The sequence below is a fragment of the Aphanizomenon sp. UHCC 0183 genome, from assembly GCF_009712065.1.
Lineage (GTDB): Bacteria > Cyanobacteriota > Cyanobacteriia > Cyanobacteriales > Nostocaceae > Dolichospermum > Dolichospermum heterosporum.
The window spans coordinates 62,628-69,216 of record NZ_VILC01000022.1; the positions used below are offsets into that span (position 1 = coordinate 62,628).

Below are 6,589 nucleotides of genomic sequence, written 5' to 3' on the forward strand. Positions count from 1 at the left end.
AATTTTCAATGTCAGCACAATTGTTACTGGTAGATGACGAACCGGGATTGCGGGAAGCCGTCAAAGAATATTTACAAGAAAGCGGTTTTAGGGTTCAAACTGCCAGTAATGCCCGTGAAGGTTGGAACTGGATGCAAGAGAACACCGCTGATTTGGTCATTTCTGATATTATGATGCCCCAGGTGGATGGCTATCAGTTCCTCAAGCAAATGCGAGATGACCCCCGTTTCCAAGCCTTACCAGTGGTCTTTCTAACTGCTAAGGGCATGACAGGCGATCGCATTCAAGGCTATCATGCAGGTGTTGATGCGTATTTACCTAAACCATTCGATCCTGATGAATTAGTTGCCATAGTTGAAAACTTACTAGCGCGTCGCAGCGCCCAATCTCCCACTACCGGAGAAGACGGCGACACCCCAAATCTTGCCGATTTGGCTAATCAAATCGCTCAAATTAGAATACTATTAACTCACAGGAGTGCCATATCCCAATCCCCAGCCCCGTTTAAAATAGATTTGACTCCTAGAGAGCAAAGTGTTTTAAATTTGGTAGCGGAAGGATTAATGAATAAAGAAATTGCCCGTCGCCTAGAAACAAGCGTCCGCAATGTCGAAAAATATGTCAGCCGTTTATTTAGTAAAACTGGTACTAATAGCCGCACGGAGTTAGTTCGTTTTGCCCTAGAACATGGTCTAGCTAAGTGAACTAATCCTTTAGTGATGAGAGTTACATGGTAAGAAAATGGTAAAATGCACCTAGATAAATTTGCTGCCGAAATAGCAACATGATGTTGCATATTTTACTACTAATTCTCTTGGCTTGTTAGTACGAAGACACAAATATTGTAGACGTAGTTTTACGTTTACAAGCAAGCTTACTATTTGGGAAAATAGGTAGAGGCAGACTTTTAACACTTAACCCTGAAACCCCTAAATTAGACCGGCTATCACAAATAACTACGCTAAATACTATTGTACAGTATCAGCGAAATTGCGTAACCGCATCAGTTGACGGCGCATTTGTGGAGAGGCTTTAAACTCTGAAATCTCCTGAGCTTTAACTGATGCTTGTAAGGTTTCTAAAAAATCGTCAGATCCTTCTGTTAAAGCTTCTAGTAATACTTGTAACAGTTGCTCACGATCACTTAACAAACTCTTTTCCTCAATCAGACGGAATTTGAGGTGAATTTCACAGTCATAAACACCTACTTCGGGATTATTTATTTGACGTGGTAATGCTTTGGAGTTCATAGTTTTGAGGATTTATTTGCTTAGTGGTTATACGGATTAGGGATTAAATCTCCAGAAAAATTCCTTATACTTTCTTTATACTTTTGTGAATCCAAAGTTTTTACAGATCAGAATTTCTCCTTATCCGTAAAACTGGCATTCTATTTTACTCCCCCTGTCTTTTTTCAGTTAGATTTTACTATTTTTCGATGTTTCTTTACTAGTTATGGCATATCTTAGCCATAAACTATTATTCAATTTTCAAGATGTCATACCATGAAGTTTTTGTAAATAGTTAATTAGCCCTTGATAAAGGTTTTTACATCAACTTGTTAAAAACGTCAAGAAATATTATTTTTTTACTTTTATTCCCTGATAATACTTAAGAATTTTTACTGAAGACACTCCTTTGATAAATGCAATTCATAATTGTAGGAAAATTAACTAAAGTCACTAGAAGTTGAGTATATTTACATGAGAAAAAACCAGAATCAGTAAAAAAATCAGAAAATTTTTTGTGAATAATCACATCCATGAGGCAAAATTAACTTCTCAATTGCAACAGAGGGCAGGTAACTGGTTGTCAACCCGAAAATGGCGGGTGAAGGCAAGCAGGGGAGGTAGGGGGAGAAGAGGGGTAGGGGGGTAGGGGAGGTAGGGGAGGTGGGGGAGGTAGGGGATGTGGGGGAGGTAGGGGGGGTAGGGGAGGGAAGAACAGAAGTTTTTTCCGATCATTACCCGTCAAAATAAATTTGACGAACTACTAGGTGAACACAATAAAACCAAACTGTGTAAAGAAACGTAAAATCGCTGAAAACCTCTTTACTCTTGCCTCTTGCCTCTTGCCTCTTTCTCCTTCCATTCCTTTTTTCCTGACTCAGTGACTCCTGGGCGCAGTCCCGCAGTCCCTGCGCCCCTACATCCTGATGAGAGTGACCGAAATGACGGGACACAAGCCCCGTCCTTCTAGGACGGCTTTTCTTGATTCTTAATATACTCTTTTAATATTTCTAGTGGCGCACCACCGACTGAAGTGGCAAAATAGCTGGGACTCCATAGAGATTCTTTGTGGGGTTTTTTATATCCGGCTTGTCCAGTGCAGACCAATATATAATTAATTTACAGCCCAATGATAGCATTAACCATGAAAGCCAGATATCAATTCCGTTTCTACCCTACAGACCAACAGCAAAAGCTTTTAGCTCAATTGTTTGGTTGTGTTCGCGTGGTTTGGAATGATGCACTGGCTATTTGTAAACAAGCAGAAAAACTACCAAGTAACAACGACTTGCAAAAGTTGGTTATTACTCAAGCAAAAAAAACTATTGAGCGGCAATGGTTGTCTGATGTTTCTAATATTCCTTTGCAACAATCGGTTGCAGATTTGGGAGTTGCCTATAAAAACTTTTTTGATTCGCTAAAAGGGAAACGCAAAGGTAAAAAATTAGGTCGTCCTAAGTTCAAAAAGAAGACTAATCAGCAGTCAGCACGATTTAGAATCGGTGGGTTTTCAATCAAAGGGGATGAGGTTTATCTAGCCAAAATTGGTAACGTTAGCCCGATTTGGTCAAGAGATTTACCCTCCGCTCCTAGCTCTGTAACAGTAATAAAGGATTGTGCTAACCGTTATTTTCTCAGTTTTGTAGTAGAAGTTGAACCCGTTAATATTGATGCTAAAAACCAAAGTATCGGTATTGATTTGGGGATAAAAACTTTTGCTGTCATGAGCAATGGAGAAAAAGCCCAAAGCCCCGATTACTCAAAATTAGACAGGAAGATTCGCAAACTTCAGAAGAAATTAGCACGGCAACCAAAAGACTCACAACGAAGAAATAAGACCCGAATTCAAATTGCAAAACTACATAACGAAATAGCTGATACCAGAAAAGACTTTTTGCACAAATTATCCTCCAAAATAGTTGGCGAAAATGAAGTTATCGTTTTAGAAGATTTGAATGTATCGGGCATGGTTAAAAATCGCAAACTTGCTAGGGCGATTAGTATTCAGGGATGGAGAGAGTTTCGGACGTTATGTGAAGCTAAATCACAGAAGTTTGGCAGGACATTTCACGTCATTAATAGATGGGAACCGACCAGCCAAATTTGCTCTGAATGTGGCTACAAATGGGGGAAACTTGATCTAAAAATTCGGTCGGTTAAGTGCCTGAATTGTGGGACTGAACACGACCGAGACGAGAACGCCGCAAAAAATATAAATAAAGCTTGCACTGAGCCAAGCCGAAGTGTCGGGATAGGGCATTGCCACGACTCTAAACGGGCGCAGAGACAGAGTAAGACTAGCAACGGTTAGCGTCAGTCAGTGAAGCGTCAAGAATCACCGCACCTTCAGGTCGGTGAGTATGTCAATTTCTCATTCATTTCTGCTGTAAGCTCGAACATAGCAGTTAAAATAATTGCAGTGTAATTTAGCTAAATTCTTACACCCAAATTTATGGATAACCTGATACTGCTCAAGTCCACAACCCGTCATGTTCGCATTTTTGCGGCAGAAATGGAAAAAGATGAACTGATTCCGAGTAATCAAGTGTTGACACTAGATATTGATCCAGACAACGAGTTCAACTGGAACGAAGATGCTTTGCAAAAAGTTTATCGCCAGTTTGATCAACTGGTAGAAGCATCTAGTGGCGAGGATCTGACAGATTATAACTTACGCCGGATTGGTTCAGATTTGGAGCATTATCTGCGATCGCTCCTCCAAAAAGGTGAAATTAGCTATAATCTCTCCAGTCGGGTTACTAACTACAGTATGGGACTACCCCAAGTAGCAACCAGTAACAATCAATAAATATAGTACATATCTACTTAGTCCTGGCGAAGATAATTCGCCGGCTATGTCAAGTTTCAGTGACAGATTGAGAATTAGTTCTGCTATCGCTACATATTCTCATAACAATAAAAGTTATGATGAATCTGTGGGTTGCTAAAAGTATGCGCGGTAGTAACTATAGCTACCAAATACTGTTGAAGAAAATGCTAATTGCAGAATCGGTGGGAAAACTATGGAAAATGATGCGGTAACGCTCTGCTGCCCAAATGAATATTGTCAATCGGCTAATCCCCTCACCCACAAATTTTGCCAGCAGTGTTCCACTCCCTTGCCGAAGCGTTATCTCTGGGCTGTGGGCAGTGATTTTAGCCACTGTCATCCTGGCTCTATTTTAAGCGATGCGGGCGCTCGCTATTTAGTCATTAATAAATCCATACTTTTAGATATCAAACCTGGTTTATTGCCCGAAATACCTGAATTAGATAATTTAGAAAAAATTAGACCCTACCTCAAACTAATTACCCATCGTCTCCACATCCCACAAGTTTATGGAGTCCTCAATTTAAGTAATGGGCAGACCAAAACAGAAATACTACTATTAGAAAAACCACCATTAATAGTTAATGCAAGCATTACTCAAGTCAGTCTATGTCAAAGCTTAGACGATTCTTGGAGTCAAGCCTCATCAATGCGTCAAATTCATTGGCTGTGGCAATTAGCTAATTTGTGGCAGCCCCTAGTCATTGAAGGCGTAGCATCTAGCCTTTTAGATAATTCTGTATTAAGAGTGGAAGGGGTACTAATTCGCTTATTAGAATTACGGTTCGATGACAAAAACTCGCCGACATTATGCCAATTAGGAGAATTTTGGCAGCAACTGCTCCCAACTACTAAACCAAATATTGCTCCATTTGTGCAGCAAGTATGTGATTGGTTAATTAAAGGAGAAATTAACTCATCGAGTCAATTAATTAAAATTTTAGATCAGGGATTGAGCCAATTAGCAAAATCTCAAACAGCCACAATTAAAATCTACACTAAAACAGACCCAGGACCGAGCCGCCCCCGTAACGAAGATGCTTGTTACCCCGCTGGGGACACTTTAATCACTAAATCACCGCAGGAGAACACCCTAGCTATTGTTTGTGATGGTATTGGTGGACATGAAGGCGGTAACGTGGCTTCCAACCTCGCAATTGAAACTATTTATAAACAAGTCAAAGAACTGACTTCAGTTCCCACCGACAACATAGATCCATCCTTACTACTTTTAGACTTAGAACGGGCAGTAGCCAAAGCTAATGACAAAATCAGCCAGCGTAACGATAACGAACATCGTCAAGGGCGACAACGCATGGGAACAACTATTGTCATGGCTTTGCCTATTGCCCATGAAATATATATTGCCCATGTCGGTGATAGTCGTGCCTATTGGATTACTCATCATGGTTGTCATCAAGTTACCTTAGATGATGATGTCGCGTCCCGCGAGGTCCGTTTAGGCTATGCTCTTTACAGGGAAGCTTTAGAACACAGGGGTTCTGGCTCATTGGTTCAGGCATTGGGAATGAGTAAAAGTACCTCGCTGCACCCCACATCTCAACGCTTTATTGTTGATGAAGATGCTGTTTTCTTACTCACTTCCGATGGTCTGAGTGATTTTGATAGAGTGGAAGAATCTTGGGAAACTGAAATCTTACCTCTTCTCTCTGGAAAAACAAGTATAGAAGATGTTGCCCAAAGATTAATAGAAATTGCTAATACTAAAAATGGACATGATAATGCCACTATTGCCTTAGTACATTATCATGTTGAATACTCTGAACCAGAGACGATAATTACAGCGGATATTTCTCATCTTTTACCTGACACAGAATTATACTCAGCCGGTGATGATACAGCCAATGGGCAGAGTTTTATTAATAATCCGAAAACTCAAGTTATTTCTGAACGCAAGACTGCTAAACTTTCCCAATTACCATTACAGTTGTTTATTCTCTTAGGGTTAACGTTATCATCTGGTTTGCTGGGATATTGGTTTAAACTCCAAATTAAGTCACCAACAACAATAATTTCTTCTCCGTCTCCATTTTCTAGTCAACAACCAACTTTAACGGCACAAAGAACTTTAGATAATCTCTCTCCTAATTGGGTGATTCAAGCTAATAGTCCCATAACCTTAAATAAGCAAACTTTCCCTGCTAAAAGTTTTTTCCAAGTTATAGATAAAAAACCTAATCCTAATGATGGAAATAATCCAGATGTAAGTTTGCGTATTTGTCAAAAATCTAATCCTGCACCAGAAACGCTTAAAAGAGTCCAACTTAACTTTTCCGAACTGCAAGCTTTAGCTAAAGACATCTCTATTTTACAATCAGATCAATCTAGTATTTGTGAATAGGGAATAGGGAGCGGGGAGCAGAGGAAGTAGGGGAAGTGGGGGAGTGGAGGGAGTGGTGGGAGTGGTGGGAGTGGGGGGAGTCGGGGGAGTGGAGGGAGTGGTGGGAGTGGGGGGAGTCGGGGGAGTCGGGGGAGGCGGGGGAGTGGGGGGAGTGGGGGGAGTCGGGGG

5 protein-coding genes and 1 pseudogene are annotated in these 6,589 nt (G+C 40.7%); 4 read left to right on the plus strand and 2 right to left on the minus strand.

Features of this window, described 5'->3' with window-relative positions; all coding sequences use genetic code 11:
* Nucleotides 1–8: 8 nt before the first annotated feature.
* Nucleotides 9–704: a response regulator transcription factor gene (locus tag FJR37_RS10300; RefSeq protein ID WP_027400790.1), complete on the plus strand. Its 696-nt coding sequence runs from the start codon at nucleotides 9–11 to the stop codon at nucleotides 702–704.
* 264 nt (nucleotides 705–968) lie between these two features.
* Here FJR37_RS10300 and FJR37_RS10305 read toward each other — a convergent pair whose 3' ends face one another.
* Together FJR37_RS10305 and FJR37_RS10310 are read right to left on the minus strand one after the other, a co-directional pair.
* Entirely contained in the window at nucleotides 969–1,250 is a 282-nt protein-coding gene (locus tag FJR37_RS10305; protein WP_027400789.1) for an Npun_R1517 family heterocyst differentiation transcriptional regulator, read from the minus strand.
* Between the two features lie 945 nt (nucleotides 1,251–2,195).
* Nucleotides 2,196–2,324: pseudogene (locus FJR37_RS10310) on the minus strand (transposase); the annotation flags it as partial.
* A gap of 34 nt (nucleotides 2,325–2,358) precedes the next feature.
* On the opposite strand from FJR37_RS10310, the gene FJR37_RS10315 reads away from it, so the two are divergent.
* From FJR37_RS10315 to FJR37_RS10325, 3 genes are all read left to right on the plus strand, one after another.
* On the plus strand, nucleotides 2,359–3,540 hold the full coding sequence (locus FJR37_RS10315) for an RNA-guided endonuclease TnpB family protein (RefSeq protein ID WP_081981296.1): 1,182 nt from the start codon (nucleotides 2,359–2,361) through the stop codon (nucleotides 3,538–3,540).
* Between the two features lie 141 nt (nucleotides 3,541–3,681).
* Complete coding sequence (locus tag FJR37_RS10320; protein ID WP_168465961.1) at nucleotides 3,682–4,038, plus strand: NAD(P)H-quinone oxidoreductase subunit M; 357 nt, start codon at nucleotides 3,682–3,684, stop codon at nucleotides 4,036–4,038.
* 214 nt (nucleotides 4,039–4,252) lie between these two features.
* Nucleotides 4,253–6,421, plus strand: coding sequence for a PP2C family serine/threonine-protein phosphatase (locus FJR37_RS10325; protein ID WP_168465962.1), 2,169 nt, complete (start codon nucleotides 4,253–4,255; stop codon nucleotides 6,419–6,421).
* Nucleotides 6,422–6,589 lie beyond the last annotated feature (168 nt).

Bases quoted from the DNA above. Each gene is read 5' to 3' on its own strand.
- FJR37_RS10300 (WP_027400790.1), top strand. From the start codon at position 9: ATGTCAGCACAATTGTTACTGGTAGATGACGAACCGGGATTGCGGGAA.
- FJR37_RS10305 (WP_027400789.1), bottom strand. From the start codon at position 1,250: ATGAACTCCAAAGCATTACCACGTCAAATAAATAATCCCGAAGTAGGT.
- FJR37_RS10315 (WP_081981296.1), top strand. From the start codon at position 2,359: ATGATAGCATTAACCATGAAAGCCAGATATCAATTCCGTTTCTACCCT.
- FJR37_RS10320 (WP_168465961.1), top strand. From the start codon at position 3,682: ATGGATAACCTGATACTGCTCAAGTCCACAACCCGTCATGTTCGCATT.
- FJR37_RS10325 (WP_168465962.1), top strand. From the start codon at position 4,253: ATGGAAAATGATGCGGTAACGCTCTGCTGCCCAAATGAATATTGTCAA.